14 protein-coding genes are annotated in these 15739 nt (G+C 68.0%); 5 read left to right on the top strand and 9 right to left on the bottom strand.

Annotation, left to right across the window (positions count from 1 at the left end):
• The first annotated feature begins 3 nt into the window (after positions 1–3).
• The 5 genes from arcC to ID810_RS11420 all read left to right on the top strand — a co-directional run bounded on the left by arcC (position 4) and on the right by ID810_RS11420 (position 5422).
• Positions 4–984 (top strand): carbamate kinase, encoded by a 981-nt coding sequence (arcC, locus tag ID810_RS11400; protein ID WP_166858328.1) that lies wholly within the window; start codon positions 4–6, stop codon positions 982–984.
• Between the two features lie 119 nt (positions 985–1103).
• Positions 1104–2231, top strand: coding sequence for a serine/threonine protein kinase (locus ID810_RS11405; RefSeq protein WP_166858326.1), 1128 nt, complete (start codon positions 1104–1106; stop codon positions 2229–2231).
• A gap of 119 nt (positions 2232–2350) precedes the next feature.
• Positions 2351–3376, top strand: a complete 1026-nt coding sequence (locus ID810_RS11410; RefSeq protein WP_235931696.1) for a DMT family transporter — start codon at positions 2351–2353, stop codon at positions 3374–3376.
• Positions 3377–3391: 15 nt separating this feature from the next.
• Positions 3392–4768 (top strand): MFS transporter, encoded by a 1377-nt coding sequence (locus ID810_RS11415; RefSeq protein WP_166858324.1) that lies wholly within the window; start codon positions 3392–3394, stop codon positions 4766–4768.
• Between the two features lie 33 nt (positions 4769–4801).
• Complete coding sequence (locus ID810_RS11420) at positions 4802–5422, top strand: TetR/AcrR family transcriptional regulator (protein ID WP_166858321.1); 621 nt, start codon at positions 4802–4804, stop codon at positions 5420–5422.
• A gap of 674 nt (positions 5423–6096) precedes the next feature.
• Here the strand turns inward: ID810_RS11420 and ID810_RS11425 are convergent.
• The 9 genes from ID810_RS11425 to ID810_RS11465 all read right to left on the bottom strand — a co-directional run bounded on the left by ID810_RS11425 (position 6097) and on the right by ID810_RS11465 (position 15641).
• Positions 6097–6600, bottom strand: coding sequence for a hypothetical protein (locus tag ID810_RS11425; RefSeq protein WP_166858319.1), 504 nt, complete (start codon positions 6598–6600; stop codon positions 6097–6099).
• Between the two features lie 59 nt (positions 6601–6659).
• Positions 6660–7277 carry a hypothetical protein gene (locus ID810_RS11430; protein ID WP_166858317.1) on the bottom strand — a complete coding sequence of 206 codons (618 nt, stop codon included), beginning with the start codon at positions 7275–7277 and terminating at the stop codon, positions 6660–6662.
• A gap of 119 nt (positions 7278–7396) precedes the next feature.
• Positions 7397–7903, bottom strand: a complete 507-nt coding sequence (locus tag ID810_RS11435) for a hypothetical protein (RefSeq protein WP_166858315.1) — start codon at positions 7901–7903, stop codon at positions 7397–7399.
• 59 nt (positions 7904–7962) lie between these two features.
• Entirely contained in the window at positions 7963–8469 is a 507-nt protein-coding gene (locus tag ID810_RS11440) for a hypothetical protein (RefSeq protein WP_166858313.1), read from the bottom strand.
• A gap of 59 nt (positions 8470–8528) precedes the next feature.
• Entirely contained in the window at positions 8529–9023 is a 495-nt protein-coding gene (locus ID810_RS11445) for a hypothetical protein (RefSeq protein WP_166858311.1), read from the bottom strand.
• Positions 9024–9082: 59 nt separating this feature from the next.
• Positions 9083–9583: a hypothetical protein gene (locus ID810_RS11450; RefSeq protein ID WP_166858309.1), complete on the bottom strand. Its 501-nt coding sequence runs from the start codon at positions 9581–9583 to the stop codon at positions 9083–9085.
• Positions 9584–9683: 100 nt separating this feature from the next.
• Entirely contained in the window at positions 9684–11219 is a 1536-nt protein-coding gene (locus ID810_RS11455; RefSeq protein ID WP_166858307.1) for a C2 family cysteine protease, read from the bottom strand.
• A gap of 185 nt (positions 11220–11404) precedes the next feature.
• On the bottom strand, positions 11405–14188 hold the full coding sequence (topA, locus tag ID810_RS11460; RefSeq protein WP_166858305.1) for a type I DNA topoisomerase: 2784 nt from the start codon (positions 14186–14188) through the stop codon (positions 11405–11407).
• Between the two features lie 142 nt (positions 14189–14330).
• Positions 14331–15641: a diguanylate cyclase gene (locus ID810_RS11465; RefSeq protein WP_166858302.1), complete on the bottom strand. Its 1311-nt coding sequence runs from the start codon at positions 15639–15641 to the stop codon at positions 14331–14333.
• Between the last annotated feature and the right edge of the window lie 98 nt (positions 15642–15739).

Raw genomic sequence — 15739 nt, forward strand, 5'->3', positions numbered from 1 at the left:
GCCATGCGCGTCGTCGCCGCCCTGGGCGGGAATGCCCTGATGCGCCGCGGGGAGAAGCCCGACGCCCGCATCCAGATCGCCAACGTGGAGGTGGCCGCCCGGCAGCTGGCAGCCATCGCCGAGAAGCACGAACTCATCATCACCCACGGCAACGGCCCCCAGGTGGGCACCCTGGCCCTGCAGTCAGCCAATGACGAGCGCCTCTCCGAGCCCTACCCGCTGGACACCATCGGGGCGCAGACCCAGGGCATGATCGGCTACTGGCTGCTGCAGGCCATGCAGAACGCGCTGCCGGGGCGCCACGTGGCCTCGCTGGTGAGCCAGACCCTGGTCATGGCCGGGGACCCGGCCTTCACCAACCCCACCAAGTTCGTAGGCGAGGTCTACGAGGAGCAGGAGGCCCGCGCCCTAGCTGCGGAGAAGGGCTGGACCGTCAAACAGGACGGCAAGCACTGGCGCCGCGTCGTCGGCTCCCCCAAGCCCCAGCGGGTCATCGAGACCCGCATGGCCCGCATCCTGATCCAGGCCGGGGCCGTGGTGATCTGCTCCGGTGGGGGCGGCGTGCCGGTGATCCGCAACGCCAAGGGCAAGCTCCAGGGCGTGGAGGCCGTGGTGGACAAGGACCTGACCGCCGCCGTGCTCGCCGAGCACCTGGAGGCCGACGTCCTGCTGATCCTCACCGACGTCGACGGGGTCTGCACGGACTTCGGCACCCCGGCACAGAAGCGCGTGGACCGGGCCACTCCCGCATCGCTGCGGGCCATGGACCTGCCGGCCGGGTCCATGGGCCCCAAAGTGGAGGCCGTGTGCCGCTTCGTCGAACTCACTGGTGACATGGCGGCAATCGGACGTCTAGAGGACGCCGCCGCCATCATCGAGGGCATGGCAGGCACCGTGGTCACCGCCGGCGGCAACTACGGCGGCCCGGACGACATCCGCCCACCGCTGCCAGAACCCGCTCCCGACCGCCTGCGCTCGTCCTAAGCCACGCAGGCCACCACCCACCGCGCAAGGAGGAGCCCACCCACACCGGAGACCACCAGCACACTCCACCAACCACCACGTCAAGAAACCAGAGACACCATCACAAAGGAGTGAACACCATGACGAAGATCGTCAACTCTTGGAACGACTTCGACCCACTGAAGCACGTGATCGTCGGTCGCGCAGAGAACTCTGTCATCCCACCCGAGGAGCCCGCCACCTCTGAGAAGGTGCCGATCGACTCGGAGATGCGTGGCATGTGGGGCCCCCGCCCCCTGGAGACTGTGGAGAAGGCCGCCGCCCAGCTCGACTTCCTGGCCAAGACCCTGGAGGAGCACGGCGTCAAAGTGGACCGCCCCACCCCGTTGCAGTGGAACCAGCACATCCAGACGCCGGACTTCCGCAACGACTCGATGATGACCTGTATGCCGCCGCGCGACATCCTGCTCACCATCGGCAACGAGATCATGGCCTCCGCCAACTCCTTCCGCTGCCGGTACTTCGAGTACCTGGCCTACTGGCCGCTCATGAAGCAGTACTTCGACGAGGACCCCGAGTTCAAGTGGACCCAGGCCCCGCGTCCCCGCCTGACCGACGCCTCCTACAAGCACAACTACTACGACGAGAAAATCTCCTTGGAGGAGCGCCTGGAACGCACCGCCGCCAAGGACTTCGTCACCACTGAGGTTGAGCCCATGTGGGATGCCGCCGACGTGCTGCGCCTGGGCAAGGACCTGTTCATCCAGCACGGCCTGACCACCAACCGCACCGCCATGGAATGGTTCAAGCGTTACTACCCGGACCTGCGGGTGCACGCCGTGAACTTCCCCGGCGACCCCTACCCGATCCACATCGACGCAACCTTCGTGCCGCTGCGGCCAGGCCTGATCATCAACAACCCGCACCGCCGCCTGCCCGAGGAGCAGCGCAAGATCTTCGAGGCCAACGACTGGCAGATCGTCGACGCCGCCATGCCGGCCCACGACACCCCGCCGCCGCTGTGCTACTCCTCTGTCTGGCTGTCCATGAACTGCCTGGTCCTAGACCACAAGACCGTCATCTGCGAGGCCTCCGAGGTCCACCAGATGGAGCAGATGGACAAGCTCGGCATGAACGTCATTCCCGTTCCGTTCCGCGACGCCTACCCCTTCGGTGGCGCCCTGCACTGCGCCACCGCGGACGTGTTCCGCGAGGGTGGCTGCGAGGACTACTTCCCCAACCAGGTCGAGGACCCGACCCTCGTCTGAGTGGGACCGTGCCGGGGTGGATGCGGCATGCCCGCCGCCCCACCCCGGCCACCTGGGGGTGGCGGTCCCCGCGGGCCGCCACCCCCACCCTCACCACCCCCTGAACGTCAAGGAACAACATGAACACGAGCCCTGCCGAGACAACGACGTCCGGCGAGTACGTCATGAACAAAAAGCTTGGCGCCCTGGCCATGCTCCTGTCCGCCACGGGCATGGGCCTGGTAGGCACGCTCTCCCGCGGCGCGACCCTCGGTCTGGCCACGGAGGACAAGGCCGTCATCGGTTCCTTCCTGGCCTTCGGGCGCATGACCTTGGGACTGATCGGCTTCACGCTGATGCTCTTCATGTTCAAGAAGACAGGGCTGTTCCGGACCACCCGGCTCAGTCCCGCAATCGCCATGGGAGGTATCAGCATCGGCCTGTCCCTCGGCTTCTACATCTCCTCCACCCTGATGACTTCGATCGCTAACGCGGTCTTCCTGATCTACACCGGCCCTCTGTTCTGCACCATCCTGGCGCGTATCTTCCGCAAGGAGAAAGTGAGCCCCATCAACGGGTTCTTCCTGCTCCTGGTATTCGTGGGCATGCTGCTCACCATCCAGATCATCAACTATGAGAACGGCTCGCTGACCTTCGGTCTGGACCTGTCAACCGCCTCCACCGAATACCCCCGAAAGCCCCTGGGAGACCTCTTTGGGCTGCTGTCCGGCGTGTTCTACGGCATGGCCCTGTTCTTCAACGGGTACCGTAAGGATGTGGACTCCTTCGTCCGCGGCACCTGGAACTTTGCCTGGGCGGTCGCCGCCACCGCCTGCATGTCCCTGATCCTGCGGCCCTGGCACGGCGTGTCCACCCTCACCGCCACCAACTGGGCGTGGGCCGTCGGGCTGTTCTTCTTCTGCGGCCTATTCGCACTTGGTTTCCTGGTGGTCGCCGGACGCAACCTGCCTGCCGTGGAGATGTCCACCATCTCCTACTGGGAGTGCGTGGTCGCCATCATCTGCGGGTTCTTCTTCTTCAAGGAGACCCTGACCCCCATCGGAGCCCTGGGCGGTTTGCTGATCGTCGGTGGCGGTTTCGCACCAATCATCGTTGACGCGGTCAACCACCGCCGCGAGGTTGCCACTAGCACCGTGAGTACCTGACGGGAGCAGACTCAAATGACTACCACCGTCCGTTCTAAACCTGGCCATACCACCCAGGAAGCCCACGAGCACGCCGTGGCTGTGCGTCGTGCGGCTGAGGCCTCCTTCATCGGCAACTTCATCGAGTGGTTCGACTACGCCTCCTACGGTTACCTGGCCGCCGTAATCGGAAACGTATTCTTCCCAGAACTAACCCCCACCGCCCGGCTGCTGTCCTCCTTCGCCGTATTCGCCACCAGCTTCCTCCTGCGACCCGTAGGCGCGGTCATCTGGGGGATCCTGGGCGACAAGCGTGGACGCCGCTGGGCCTTGTCCTGGTCCATCCTCATCATGTCCGGCGCCACCTTCCTGGTGGGTGTGCTGCCCGGGTACGCCCAGATCGGTATCTGGGCCGCCGTCCTGCTCGTGCTGCTGCGTATGTGCCAGGGCTTCTCCGCCTCCGGTGAGTACGCCGGGGCGGGGACCTTCCTGGCCGAGTATTCCCCGCCCGGCAGGCGCGGCGTGTACGTGTCCCTGGTGCCCGCCTCCACCGCTGCCGGTCTGCTGGTCGGTTCCCTGTTCGCATCCGGCCTGTACTGGTACCTGGACGACCAGGCCATGTCCGCCTGGGGCTGGCGTGTACCCTTCCTCCTGGCTGGCCCGCTAGGGCTGGTCGGACGCTATATCCGGGTCCACCTGGAGGACTCCCCCGTCTACCAGGCCCTGGTGGCCGCCTCTGCGAGCAAGGCAAAGGCAGAGGGCAACGTGCCCGCCAACCAACACGGTCAGCGCTGGGCCGAGCCACTGCGCATCCTCCTGCGAGACCACCGCCGGGCCGTAGTGTCCTGCTTCGGAGTCAGCTGTCTGAACGCCGTCGCCTTCTACATGCTGCTGAGCTATATGCCCACCTACGTGCAGCATGAGCTGGGATTCTCAGAGACCCGCTCCACCCTGGCCACCTCCGTGACCCTGACGGTGTACGTGGCGGCGATCTTCTTCATGGGGCACATCTCCGACATCTTCGGCAGACGGCGCGTTCTCACCATCGCCTGCCTGGCCTTCATCGTCTTGTCCGTGCCCTTGTTCATGCTGATGAACCACAGCTCGCTGTTGGTTATCGTCCTGTGCGAGATCGCCTTCGCCCTGGTGCTGACCGCCAATGACGGCACCCTGGCGTCCTTCCTGGCTGAGAGCTTCCCCACCGAGGTGCGCTACTCCGGATTCGCCCTGTCCTTCAACATGGCCAACACGCTCCTGGGCGGGACCTGCCCGTTCATCGCCACCTGGCTGACGGCGACCACCGGCTCCCGTCTGGCACCCGCCTTCTACCTGACCGCAATCTCGGCGCTGGCCCTGCTGACCCTGGTGGTCTCACACGTGGACCCGCACCGCGACCTTGAGGCGCACGATTAACTGAGCCCCCGGGGCTACGTACTATTGCTGACCATGAGCAGCGAGACCAAACCGGGCGCCCCGACCTCAAAAGGAGAGGCCCGTCGGCAAGCCATAATCTCCGCCGCCGCCGCCATCATCCATGAGTCGGGGCCCGCGTCGGTCACGCACCGGGCAGTAGCCAGCCGGGCCGGCTGCTCCCTGTCCGCCACCACCTACTACTTCAACGGCCTGGACGACCTGCTCTACCAGGCCGGTCTGGCCAATATCCGCCGGTGGGCGCTCCGAGCGGAGCGGGCCGCCGAAAGAGCTGAGGCCCTGACTGCATCACCCAGCCTAGAGACGTGCATTGAGCTGATACTGGCAGCCACCCTGCCTGCCGAGGGCCCCTACCTAGGGCACTACATCCAGCTGATCTCTGCTGGTGACACCGCCCCCGTGGGCCGCGCCTACCGGGAAGGCCGTCAGCAGCTCAATGCCGCCGTCAACCGGCTCATCGTCGCCCTAGGCCTCCAGGCGACGGCGGAGGTGGTGATCGCCGTCGTGGACGGTGCAGCCGTCACCGCCCTCAGTGAGCAGCGCGACGTCAAAGAGACCGCCCGCAGCCTGCTGCGGCGCCTGGGCTGCTACATCCACTCTGCTATCCCGCAGCGGCCTGGGACAACCCGACCCTGAGCCGGTACGCGCTGAGCTGCGACGCCAGACCCCACCACCAGCCCTACGTTCCAGGCACGGCTGACTCACCTGTTGCCCGGCGGAGACAGCCGCGCTGAACTCACCGGGCAGGGCCTCAACACCGCTGGTGGTGGCGGAGGGCGTCGCGCTCGCACCGGCGGGGGCCGTCTCGCCGGGAGTGGAGTGGGTCGCGGCGGGCAGCTGAGGTGCAGCAGCGCCCAGCCGGTCTGGCTACCGGGAGCGCCCCGATCCCAACCCGGGTGGGTCTCCAGCACGGCGACAGTGCACGAGCCGATGACACCGCTCGTCCCCACCTCCAGGTAGCCGCCTTCAACCGGCCAGGAATCATCATTCGGCCAGATCTGCACCCAAGCACCCGAGGTCTCCACCGAGGACACGACCACGCTCCACCCGCTCTCCAGGGTGCTGGGACCCACCTCGCCCACGCCATGCGCCTGCGAGCGCAGCGCCTCAAGCTCAGGAGGCAGGTCCGGCATACCCGGACGCAGCGACCACCACACGAATCCAGCGACGGCCAGCACGAGCACGACAACGACGCTGACGACACCAATAACCACCTTGCGGAGCATCGTCACACACTTCCTTTCGTACCCGGCCGTTCGTCGCCCGTGACAGCATCAGCGTCCCATGCTCCCCGCACCATGAGCTCAGTGCTAGGGCCCCTCCGCGGAAGCAGAGGCGCTGGGAGTGGCGGAGGGCGTCGCGCTCGGACCGGCGGGGGCCGTCTCACTAGGAGTGGCGGAGGGACGCGGCGGACAGCTGACGTGCAGCAGCGCCCAGCCGGTCTGGCTGCCATCCTTACGCCCGGCCCAGCCCGGGTGAGTCTCCAGCACGGCGACAGTGCACGAGCCAACGGCCTCACTCGTCCCCACCTTGAGGACGGCGATCGCGAACTCATCCATGTCGTCATCGTCCGACCAGACCCGCACGACGGCACTATCGGTCTCCACCGAGGTCACCACCGAGCTCCACCCACCAGCGACAGAGAACGGACGCGCCTCACCCACGCGATGCGCCTCCGGGCGCAGCACCTCAAGCTCAGGAGGCAGCTCCGGCATACCCGGACGCAGCGACCACCACATGAATCCAGCGGCAGCCAGCACAAGCACGACGACGACACTGACGACACCAACAACCACCTTGCGAACCATCGCCACACACGTCCTTCCGTCGCCGTCCGTCCGGGTCCTCGTCCCATACTCCCAGCACCAGGCACTCAGTGCTGGGCGGCGCGCGCCACCCACGAGTCCACCGTCGCCCTGACCAGCATCATGCGCTCAGCCCTGGGTGCCGCCCGCGGACGCAGTGGCGCTGGGGGTGGCGGAGGGGGCTCGCTCCCACCGGTGGTAGCCGTCTCGCTGGGAGTGGCGGAAGGGGGCTCGCTCGGACCGGCGGGGACCGTCTCGTCGGGAGTGGCGGTCGGACGCGGCGGACAACTGACGTGCAGCAGCGCCCAACCGGTCTGGCTGCCGAGACCGCGCCAGGCCCTGCCCGGGTGGGTCTCCAGCACAGCGACAGTGCACGAGCCGACAGCCTCACTCGTCCCCACCTTGAGGACGGCGATCGCAAACTCTTCCATGTCGTCATCGTCCGACCAGACCCGCACGACGGCACTGTCGGTCTTCACCGAGGACACCACTGCCCTCCACCCGCCGGGGACGGGGAACGGACGCGCCTCTCCCACAGCCTCCGCCTCGGAGTACAACGCCTCAAGCTCAGGAGGCAACTCCGGCATACCCGGACGCAGCGACCACCACATGAATCCAGCGGCAGCCAGCACAAGCACGACGACGACACTGACGACACCTATCACCACCTTGCGGACCATCGTCACACACGTCCTTTCGTCGCTGTCCGTCCGGGTCCTCGTCCATGCTCCCAGCACCGGGCGCTCGGTGCCGGGCGGCGCGCGCCACCCACGAGTCCAGCGTCGCCCTGCCCAGCATCAAGCACTCAGTGATGGCTGCCGCCCGCGGACGCGGTGGCGCTGGGAGTGGCGGAAGGGGGCGCACTACCACCGGTAGTAGCCGTCTCACTGGGGGTGGCGGTGGGACGCGGCGGGCAACTGAGGTGCAGCAGCGCCCAGCCGGTCTGGCCGCCATCCTTACGCCCGGACCAGCCCGGGTGAGTCTCCAGCACAGCGACAGTGCACGAGCCGATAACACCGCTCGTCCCCACCTCCAGGAATCTCCCTTCAACCGGCCAGGAATCATCATCCGGCCAGACCTCCACCCTGACACCCGAGGTGTGCACCGTGAACAGCACTGCATTCCACCCGCCGGGCACAGACAACGGACGAGCCTCACCCACGCCATGCGCCTCCGAGCGCAGCGCCTCAAGCTCAGGAGGCAGGTCCGGCATACCCGGACGCAGCGACCACAAGTCGACACCAACGACGGCCAGCACAAGCACAACGACGACGCTGACGACACCTATCACCACCTTGCGGACCATCGTCACACACGTCCTTTCGTCACCGGCCCTCCGGGTCCTCGTCCCATACTCCCAGCACCAGGCACTCAGCGCTGGGTGCCGCCCGCGGACGCAGAGGCACTGGGGGTGGCGGAAGGGGGCGCGCTCGGACCGGTGGTGGCCGTCTCACTGGGGCTGGCGCTGGGTCGCGGCGGACAGCTGACGTGAAGCAGCGCCCAGCCGGTCTGGCCGCCATCCTTACGCCCGGACCAGCCCGGGTGAGTCTCCAGCACAGCGACAGTGCACGAGCCGACGACACCGCTCGTCCCCACCTCCACGAAGTCGTGGTCAACCGGCCCGGACTCATCCTCCGACCATATCTGCACCCAGGCGCCCGAGGTCTCCACTGAGAACAGCACTGCCCTCCAGCCGCCGGGGACGGAGAACGGCCCCGTCTCACTCACGCTCTGCGCCTCCGAGCGCAGCGCCTCAAGCTCAAGAGGCAGGTCCGGCGTGCCCGGACGCACCGACCACCACATGAAACCAACGACGGCCAGCACAAGCACGACAACGACACCGACGACACCAACAACCACCTTGCGGACCATCGTCACACACGTCCTTTCGTCACCGGCCGTCCGGGTCCTCATCCCATACCCCCAGCACCAGGCACTCAGCGCTGGGTCCCGCCCGCGGACGCAGTGGCGCTGGGAGTCGCGCTCGCTCCGGTGGTGGCCGTCTCACCGGGGGTGACGGCAGGACGCGGCGGGCAACTGACGTGCAGCAGCGCCCAGCCGGTCTCGCTTCCTTCTTCACGCCCGGGCCAACCCGGGTGGGTCTCCAGCACGGCGACAGTGCACGAGCCAATGACACCGCTCGTCCCAACGTCCAGGAACTCACCTACAACCGGTCCGGAGTCATCCTCCGCCCAGATCTGCACCCTGGCACCCGAGGTGTGCACCGAGAACAGCACTGCCCTCCACCCGCCGGGGACGGGGAACGGACGCGCCTCTCCCACGCCATGCGCCTGCGAGCGCAGCGCCTCAAGCTCAGGGGGCAGGTCCGGCATACCCGGACGCAGCGACCACCACATGAAACCAACGACGGCCAGGACAAGCACGACAACGACACCGACGACTCCAATGAGCACCTTGCGGACCATCGTCACACACGTCCTTTCGTCACCGGCCGTCCGGGTCCTCGTCCCATACTCCCAGCACCAGGCACTCAGCGCTGGGTCCCCTCCGCGGACGCAGAGGCACTGGGGGTGGCGGAAGGGGGCGCGCTCGGACCGGTGGTGGCCGTCTCACTGGGGCTGGCGCTGGGTCGCGGCGGACAGCTGACGTGCAGCAGCGCCCAGCCGGTCTGGCTGCCATCCTTACGCCCGGACCAACCCGGGTGAGTCTCCAGCACAGCGACAGTGCACGAGCCGACGACACCGCTCGTCCCCACCTCCACGAAGTCGTGGTCAACCGGCCCGGACTCATCCTCCGGCCAGACCTGCACCCAGGCGCCCGAGGTCTCCACCGAGAACAGCACTGCATTCCACCCGCCGGGCACAGGCAACGGACGAGCCTCACCCACGCCATGCGCCTGCGAGCGCAGCGCCTCAAGCTCAGGAGGCAGGTCAGGCATACCCGGACGCACCGACCACCACATGAGACCAGCGACGACCAGCACAAGCACAACGACAACACTGACGACACCAATAACCACCTTGCGGACCATCCTCAGATACTTCCTCTCCTTCATGCCCTGCCTCGCAGCCGATCAAGCAGACCGCCTCCCCATCGTGCCACTACACCCCTACAGGGCAGCATGCCTTGGATCACTTGACCGGGTTGACATGCACCTGGGTGAACCCGTTCCTCCAGTCCTCGTAGGGCAACGTCATGGGTTGGTCCGGATACCACGGGTTCTGGATCGTCACCGTGTCATCAGAGGGGTCGCTCGGATCGCCCAGGTCGACCGAGACGACCTGATAGGCATGACCGTACATCAGCCGTTCCCACAGCTCGTTGCCCTTCGAATCCCTGGGGTGATGCTTGTCGTACAGAGGATTCTCGTTCCGGGAGGACCGGGGCGTGGGCTGCGAACTGAGGGCAACGGCATGACCCTGGTCGAGTTCCGCCTTGAGATCGGCCGCACTGTAACTATCCGTGGAACGCCTCGTTGACGGCTTGCCGGTGAGCACCTCCATGCCGTTGCTCGCCCAGCCCCCCTCGATGGCCCCGTAGGAGCCCTCGTAGGAGGCGAGCGCCTTCTCCATAATCTCGGGCCACAGCTCGCTCTTGTCCGTGGACCGGGCGTAGCCTTGATCTCCATCCGGCATGATCACCTGGTCACCGGTCACTGTGATGTATACCGGCTTGCCATCACGGTAGAGTCGGACCGTGTACGTCCCGTTGCCGTTGTCCGTGATGGCGTTCTCGATGACCGAGGGGTCGGAGGCGGCGACGGCCTTGAGGGACGCGATGTACCAGCAGTCACCGATGAGTCCCTGTCTGATGTCCGATGGAGAGACGCCGTTGACCACCGGCAAGCCCTTGGACTCCCTGTACGAGAACTCCTGCCCCTCCTCCTCAGTGCTCTCGTCGTCTCCTTCGACGTCGTCGAACCTGGGCTGGATGTCCTGGGTGATGCCCGCCAGGCGGCGTACCGTGTCGTAGGAGGCATTGGGAAGCACCCGGGTCCACATCTGCTGGCGACGCTCCGTGCTCCAGCCACCGGTGCCGAAGGGGCGCCAGCCCTGCTCCATCTCCTGGACCCAGCGACGCAGCTCGTCGTCGGACATGCCGGCGATGACGGAGTCGACCTCGGCTCCGTTGAGCCCCTTGAGACGGTTCTCGATGCTGTCGAGATCGCGGCTGGAAACAGGGTTGAACCACCCCGTGCGGAGGTCCTCATGGACCCCCTTGAGCGCCTCGTTGACCTTCTGCTGGTCGACCGGCTCCTTCGGCCTGGGGTTCTGCGGCTGCCCACCGCCCGGACCCTGCGGCTGCCCACCGGCCGGACCCTGCGGGCGGCTACCGGCCGCGTCGTTCGGGGCGTAGGCCTCGTCTCCCTTGGGCCTGCCGACCGTCACGGGAGTGGCGGGTTCACCCCCGCAGCCACCGCCCCCGCCGTCGGAGAAGACGCTCTCGATGGCGCACTGGACACCGGTCGCGATCCTGCCGCCCATCGGTGTGAAGACCGCACCGAGCGCAAGAATGACGATGACGGCGACCATGATGACGCCGGCGTACTCGGCGGACGCCTGCCCCTGCGCGCCCCGCAGCGGCCACAGGCGCAGGCGGGCGCTCAACGGGTCAGCGTGGGGACGGCGGGTACCGGGGCGGCTGCCAGCGGAAGGGGTAAGAGCCACGGCGCTCCTCCTCAGTGACGGGACACTCACCCGTCATGACAACGGGAGAACCAGCACATCACCCGCACCGCCCCGCCAGCCAGGGGCGCTCACCCCTAAGAGGGACCGGGTTTCGGCACCATCCGACCCACCACTCAGGGCGCGGGCCCCAGGAGGGCCGGCCGTCCTCAGGCGCGCCGCCGGACTCAGGCCCGTGACGAGCGCGTCGAGCGCGCGGAGGTCGTCTTCTTCTTCGCCGTCGTCTTGCGCGTCGTCGTGCGCTTCTTGGCCGGCCCCTTAGCGCGCTTGTCCGCTAGCAGCTCGTAGGCGCGCTCCGGGGTCACGGTCGCCGGGTCGTCGCCACGGCGCAGGGTCACGTTCGTCTCGCCGTCGGTGAAGTACGGGCCGAAACGGCCGTCCTTGATGACGACCGGCCGACCGGTGGCCGGATCCGTGCCCAGCTCGCGCAGCGGGCCCCGCGCCGCCGCCTGACCACGGCGGCGCTTGGGCTGGGCGAAGAGCTCGTTGGCCTGCTCGAGCGTGACGGTGAACAACTGCTCCTCCGTCTCCAGGGAGCGTGAGTCCGTACCCTTCTTGAGATAGGGGCCGTAACGGCCGTTCTGCGCGGTGATGTCCACGCCCTCGGCGTCCTGGCCGACGACGCGCGGCAGGCTCAGCAGGTCCAGGGCCTGCTCGAGCGTCACCGTCGCCAGGCTCATGCTCTTGAACAGGGAGGCCGTGCGCGGCTTGGCGGCCTTCTTCGCGGTCCGCTTGCGGGGCCCGCCATCCTCAGCGGGGACCCCAGCCCCGGCCTCGGTCTCCTCAGGCAGCACCTCGGTGACGTAGGGGCCGTAGCGGCCGTCCTTGGCGATGATCGTGTGCCCGGTGACGGGGTCGATGCCGAGCTCGCGACCGTCGTCGGCGGCCCGCTCGAACAGCTCACGGGCCTTGGCCACGGTGAGCTCATCCGGGGCGATGCCCGCTGGCACGTTGGCGCGCTTGCCCTCGGCGTCCTCCAGGTAGGGGCCGTAGCGGCCCACCCGCAGGGTCATGCCCTCGCCGATGTCGATGGAGTTGACCGCCCGGGCATCGATCTCGCCGAGGCTGGCGAGCATCTGACTCAGGCTGCGCGCACCCGTCTCGGCCTCGCCGTCGGCTCCCTCCTGGGCGCGGGCACCGTTGTAGAAGCGGTCCAGCCAGGCGACCCGGTCCTCCTCGCCGGCGGCGATCCGGTCCAGGTCCCGCTCCATGGAGGCGGTGAAGTCGTAGTCGACGAGCTCGGCGAAGTTCTCCTCGAGCAGGCGGGTGACAGCGAAGGCCAACCAGGTGGGCACGAGGGCCTGGCCCCGGTGGTCGACGTAGCCGCGATCCGCGATGACGCTCATCGTCGCCGCGTAGGTGGAGGGGCGTCCGATCTCCCGCTCCTCCAGAGCCTTGACCAGTGAGGCCTCCGTGTAGCGGGGCGGGGGCGTCGTCTCGTGGCCGACGGCCTCGGAGCCCAGCGCACGCAGCGAGTCCCCGACTCTCATGGCGGGCAGACGCACGTCCTTGTCCGAGCCGGAGTCGTAGCGGTCGGCGTCGCGCCCCTCCTCGTAGGCGGCCAGGAAGCCGCGGAAGGTGATGACCGTGCCCGAGGCGGTCAGGCCCGCCATACGGAAGGTCAGGCCCGCGTCGCGCGCGCCGCCGTCGGCGCTCATGAGCGGCACCTGCACGCGCACCGTGGCAGTGGAGCCGACGGCGTCGGCCATCTGGGAGGCGACCGTCCTCTTCCAGATGAGTTCGTAGAGGCGGAACTGGGAGCCGGAGAGCTCGCCCGCAACCTGTGCGGGGGTGCGGAAGTGGTCCCCGGCTGGGCGGATCGCCTCGTGCGCCTCCTGGGCGCCCTTGGTCCGGGTGGCGTACAGGCGCGGCTTGGCGGGCACGTACTCAGGGCCGTAGAGCTCGGCGACCTGGGCGCGGGCGGCACTGACCGCCTGGCCGGACAGGACCGTCGAGTCGGTACGCATGTAAGTGATGAAGCCGTTCTCGTACAGGCCCTGGGCCACGCGCATCGTCTCGCGCGGGTTCATGCGCAGCTTGCGCGAGGCCTCCTGTTGGAGGGTGGAGGTGGTGAAGGGGGCCGCCGGGCGGCGCTTGTAAGGCTTCTCCTCGACCTCGGCGACCTGCGGGGTTGAGCGCAGCACGGCGTCGGCCACGGCGCGCGCCCCACCCTCGTGCAGGTGGACCGTGCCCGCCTTGACGGCGGCGGAACGCAGCCGGCCGTCGTCGTCGAAGTCACGGCCGGTGGCGACGCGGCGCCCATCAAGCGTGGCCAGGCGGGCGGTGAAGGACTGGGCCTCCTGCCCCACGCCGCCGCCGACGGCCAGCTCGGCCTCGACCCCCCAGTAGCCGGCGGCCGTGAAGGCCATGCGCTCGCGCTCGCGCTCGACGACGAGACGGGTCGCGACGGACTGCACGCGCCCGGCGGACAGGCCCGCGCGCACCTTGCGCCACAGGACCGGGGAGACCTCGTAGCCGACGAGGCGGTCAAGGATGCGTCGCGTCTCCTGGGCGTCCACGCGGTCGGTGTCGAGCTCGCGGGTGTTCTCCAGGGCGCGGCCCACCGCCTCCCGGGTGATCTCCGTGAAGGTCATGCGCTTGACGGGGACCTTGGGCTTGAGGACCTCGAGCAGGTGCCAGGCGATGGCCTCGCCCTCACGGTCATCATCGGTGGCAAGGTAGAGCTCGTCGGCCTCCTTAAGGGCCTTACGCAGCTGGGTGACCGTCTTCTTCTTGTCCGGGTTGATGACGTAGTACGGCTTGAAGCCGTCCTCAACGTCGACCGCGAACTTGCCGTAAGGGCCCTTCTTCTCCGCGGCGGGCAGCTCAGAGGGCTGGGCCAGGTCGCGGATGTGCCCGACGGAGGCCTCGACGTCGAAGTCGGAACCCAGGTAGCCCGCGATGGAGCGGACCTTGTTCGGCGACTCGACGATGACGAGCTTCTTGGACACGTGGAACCTTCCTCGCTACGACGGGGCCCAACGCGCACGTCACGGCAGGACGTCGTCTCGCGGGCGAGCGTAACGCATCCCCCGGCCCGGCCACCTCCCGGCCGTCTTCCGGCCAACACTGACCGGCAGACGTGCCCGATGCTCAGAGCTGGCCGACCGCCTCACGCAGGACTGCCAGCCGCTCATTGACGGCGTCCTCGTGGTAGGGCAGGTGGAGCCCGCGGCACTCGGCGGCCAGTGCCGCCAGGTCCCTGACCTCCGGGTTGCCGTGGTCGACGAGGTCGGCGGCCTCCGCGGTGGCCGAGTTGCGACCGCCGCGGCGGTCGACCCAGCGGCTCAGACGCCGGACCATACGGTCCAGCAGCGGGGTGATCTGGCTAATCTCGCCGTCGAGCGTGATCACGCCCTCCTCCACCTCGCGGCACACGGGGCCCAGCTGGGCGAAGCCGGCCTCCAGCGCCCCACACAGGGCGACAATGGAGTCCGCCGGGGACTCCTCGCTGCCGTCGAGCACGGAGCGGGCGAAGCGCCCCACCATGAGGGTATGCAGCCGGATAAGAGCGACGGAGTAACGCAGCTCCAGGACGGCATCGCGCAGCGCGTCCATGCTCGCGGGTAAGTCGCGCAGGCGGGGAGCGACCGTCTGCGACAGCTCGATGATCTGTGCGGCCAGGGCGTCGGCACGGTCGGCGATGTTGAGACGGCGGCCGCTGACGACGCGGCCGAAGGAGTCGGCACGGTCGGCGACGTCGAGTAGACCGCTCCTCGTGCCCGACATCGAGGTCAGCAGCCGCAGGTACTCCTCCAGCTCGAAGACGAGGAGGTTGGTCGCGCGCTCGAGGTCACCGGCGGCCTGGAGGATCCGGGTGACGGGCCCGTCCACGCCCATGGGCTGGGGCACGCGCACGCCGGCGGACACCAGGGCGGAGATCTCCCGGGGCACCTGCTGGAGCGTCATCGCGTGCAGTGAGTCGAAGCCCAGGGCGTTGAGCTCGGCGGTCAGCGCGGCGGCGCCGACCTCTCCGACCCGGCGTCGCGAGGCGCCCTGGGCGGCCTCCGCGCGCTCGCGGGCGCGCACGCCGCGGTAGACGTTGTTGACGGCCTCGAAGGTGGCGGTGTCCAGGGGCTTGGTCCGCACGGACAGGAAGCCGTCACTCACGGGCACGATCGTGGCGAAGACGCAGTAGTCCAGCCCGTCGGCGGCCCGGTTACGCACGTAGGCGCATGCCGGGCGCCCAGCCTCAAGGTCGTCCCACATGAGGCGGAAGACGCCTGCCGGCATGTCGAGGTGCCGGATGATGTTGTGCGGTGCGCCGATGAGGCGGTCGCGGTGGTAGCGCGAGAGGATGTCGAAAGTACGGTTCGACCTCGTGATGACGCCGCGCCTGTCCGTCGTCGAGAAGAAGATGTCTTCGGGATCGAAGAAGCGCTCGTAGCCGACCTGCGTCTCCACACTCAGTCCAGTCTCTATCAGTCGTTGAGGTATCTGCCACAGATTGCCCCAGATACGGCGCGTCGCGCACGTCGAACGGGGTGACATGTCGTACATGA

The organism is Actinomyces respiraculi, from assembly GCF_014595995.2.
GTDB lineage: Bacteria > Actinomycetota > Actinomycetes > Actinomycetales > Actinomycetaceae > Actinomyces > Actinomyces respiraculi.